Source organism: Synechococcus sp. R55.8 (genome assembly GCF_047461895.1).
GTDB lineage: Bacteria > Cyanobacteriota > Cyanobacteriia > Thermostichales > Thermostichaceae > Thermostichus.
Genome location: NZ_JANSIB010000049.1, coordinates 16,456 through 18,647, shown reverse-complemented (window position 1 = coordinate 18,647; position 2,192 = coordinate 16,456). Strand labels below are relative to the sequence as shown.

The following is a 2,192-nucleotide window of genomic DNA, read 5'->3' as shown; positions in this document are numbered from 1 at the left end:
TTATACATTATTTTCAGTATAGTTGAGCTTATTATTGACTAGAGTCATGCTCTTCAAAGTTGGAAGCTGCCCAGGATGAGCCGTCCTAAGTCTTCTACGGGATCTGCTGCTAAGAAATCTGAGGGAACCGTTGCCCCTTCGCCAAACAAGTCCACCTTTGCGGCCAATCAAGAGCGAGCCAGGCAGTGGTTACAGCAGGTGCTGGCGGCTATGGGGATCCCAGCGGCGGTGCGGGTGGTGGGGGAGGTGCTGGAAATTGAGGCAGACTCTTTGACCCCAGCTCAGAAGCAGCTGCTGTTGGCGAAAGCCCCCCCCTTGCCCTCTCCATCTTCCAGAGATTCCCCTCAAGAGGAGGATCGCTCCCCCGTGGTGCTGGATGCGTTGCAGTACCTGGCCAACACCCTTCTCAACCTGAACCAGCCGGAAGACCAGCAGCAGCCCTACATTTTGGATTTGGACGGCTATCGGCAGCGGCGTTTGCAGGAGCTGAAGGTTTTGGTTGCCGCTGCTGTGGAAAAGGTGAGGGCCACTGGCCGGGAATACGAGTTTCCCGATCTCTCGGCTGCCGAGCGTCGGCAAATTCATACTCTCTTGAATGACCCTGCCTATGCCGATCTGGAAACCTTTAGCCGTGGCAAAGAGCCTGACCGGCGCTTGGTTATCCGTCGGGCAGCTTCCCCATCTTGAGAGTGGGCAGAGGGCTGGGAACAAGTTGGCCCTCTTGCTACGGTGACGACAGGGATCCCTGCTACCCAAAACGCGTGAAGGGGGGTGCCATGCTGAGGCCAATTCGTCTATCGGATCTGCGGCAGATGCCCGGTCAAACCCAAGAATTGCAGTTTAGGCAGTTTTTTTCGGGCTTTGAGAGTTTGACCCCTGTGGAGGGATCCCTGGAAGTCAGCCATCGGGGCCATTTTCTCGAAGTGAGTGCTGAAGCTCGTACCATTGTCACCCTCACCTGCCACCGCTGCCTACAGCAGTTCAACCACCGGCTGCACCTGGAAGTTGAGGAGATCATTTTGATTCGGGATCCCGAACCTCTCCCCTTGGAGCTGGAACTGCAAGACGAAGAAGATCTGCTGGAAAGCCTGCCCCCCAATGGTGAGCTGGATGTCGAAGACTGGATGTACCAGCACCTGCATTTGGAGATGCCCCGCCAGTTGCCCTGCCGTCCCGATTGTCCGGGCATTGCGGTGGAAGCTACAGCACCAACGGCGGATCCCCGCTGGGCAGCCCTAGCTTCTCTCCTGGAAGACTCTCCCTAGCTTTTTCGATGTTGCGCCCACAAGTTCTCTGGCGTTTTGCTCGACCCCACACCGTCTACGGCACCAGCGCCAGCGTGGTGGGCCTCTACCTGTTGGCGGGGTTTGTGGCTGCCGGATCCCTGCAACCGGTTCTCTCGGCGCTGCCCCAGTTGGTCTGGGCTTGGGCGGCCTGTCTGGCGGCCAATGTCTACATCGTCGGCTTGAATCAACTGACGGATGTTGAAATCGACCGCATCAACAAACCCCATTTGCCCTTGGCTGCTGGATCCCTGGGTTGGCGACAGGGGGTGGGGATCGTCGTGGGTTGTGGAGCGGCGTCCGTCCTACTGGCCATGGCCGGGATCCCCTACCTGCTGCTGACGGTGCTTTTGAGCAATGGGATCGGCACGGCCTATTCGTTGCCCCCCTTGCGGTTGAAGCGTTTTCCGCTGGCAGCCTCGGCTTGCATCTACAGCGTGCGGGGTTTGATCGTCAATTTGGGCCTTTACAGCCATTTTCAGCAGGTGATGCAGGGAAGGGTCGAGCTTTCGGCTGCGATTGTTTGGCTGACGGGGTTTATGTCGATTTTTGGGCTGGTGATCGCCCTTTTCAAAGATATTCCCGACATGGAAGGGGATCGCCAGTTTGCCATTGCCACCTTCTCGCTGCGCTTTGGGCCAGGGCGGATCTCAAGGTTTTGTATCGGCATTTTGGCCTTGTGCTATCTGGGATTTATCGGGGTGGGGATCTCTTTTCTCCTTGCGGGCAACGGCCTCTGGCTGTTGGTGAGCCATGTGTTGGGGCTGGGGATCCTCTTGGGCTATGGTGTCCATCTGGATCTCAGCCGTCGGGAGGCGATTGTTGGCTATTATCAACTGATCTGGAAGTTGTTTTACTTGGAGTATTTGCTTTATCCCTGGGCCTTTTTCTCTTTTTTCTAGAGCATTT

3 protein-coding genes are annotated in these 2,192 nt (G+C 56.7%); all 3 read left to right on the top strand.

All coding sequences use genetic code 11. The features are described 5' to 3' along the window. Positions 1–75: 75 nt before the first annotated feature. The 3 genes from NW829_RS06680 (at position 76) to NW829_RS06670 (ending at position 2,185) form a co-directional block, all read left to right on the top strand. Positions 76–687 carry a protein jag gene (locus tag NW829_RS06680; protein ID WP_414373859.1) on the top strand — a complete coding sequence of 204 codons (612 nt, stop codon included), beginning with the start codon at positions 76–78 and terminating at the stop codon, positions 685–687. Between the two features lie 89 nt (positions 688–776). Continuing rightward, entirely contained in the window at positions 777–1,265 is a 489-nt protein-coding gene (locus NW829_RS06675; protein ID WP_414381600.1) for a YceD family protein, read from the top strand. A gap of 8 nt (positions 1,266–1,273) precedes the next feature. Further along, complete coding sequence (locus NW829_RS06670; RefSeq protein ID WP_414416719.1) at positions 1,274–2,185, top strand: homogentisate phytyltransferase; 912 nt, start codon at positions 1,274–1,276, stop codon at positions 2,183–2,185. Positions 2,186–2,192: the final 7 nt, after the last annotated feature.

Excerpts from the sequence above, each read along its gene's own strand:
- NW829_RS06680 (WP_414373859.1), top strand. The coding sequence starts at position 76 with ATGAGCCGTCCTAAGTCTTCTACGGGATCTGCTGCTAAGAAATCTGAG.
- NW829_RS06675 (WP_414381600.1), top strand. The coding sequence starts at position 777 with ATGCTGAGGCCAATTCGTCTATCGGATCTGCGGCAGATGCCCGGTCAA.
- NW829_RS06670 (WP_414416719.1), top strand. The coding sequence starts at position 1,274 with ATGTTGCGCCCACAAGTTCTCTGGCGTTTTGCTCGACCCCACACCGTC.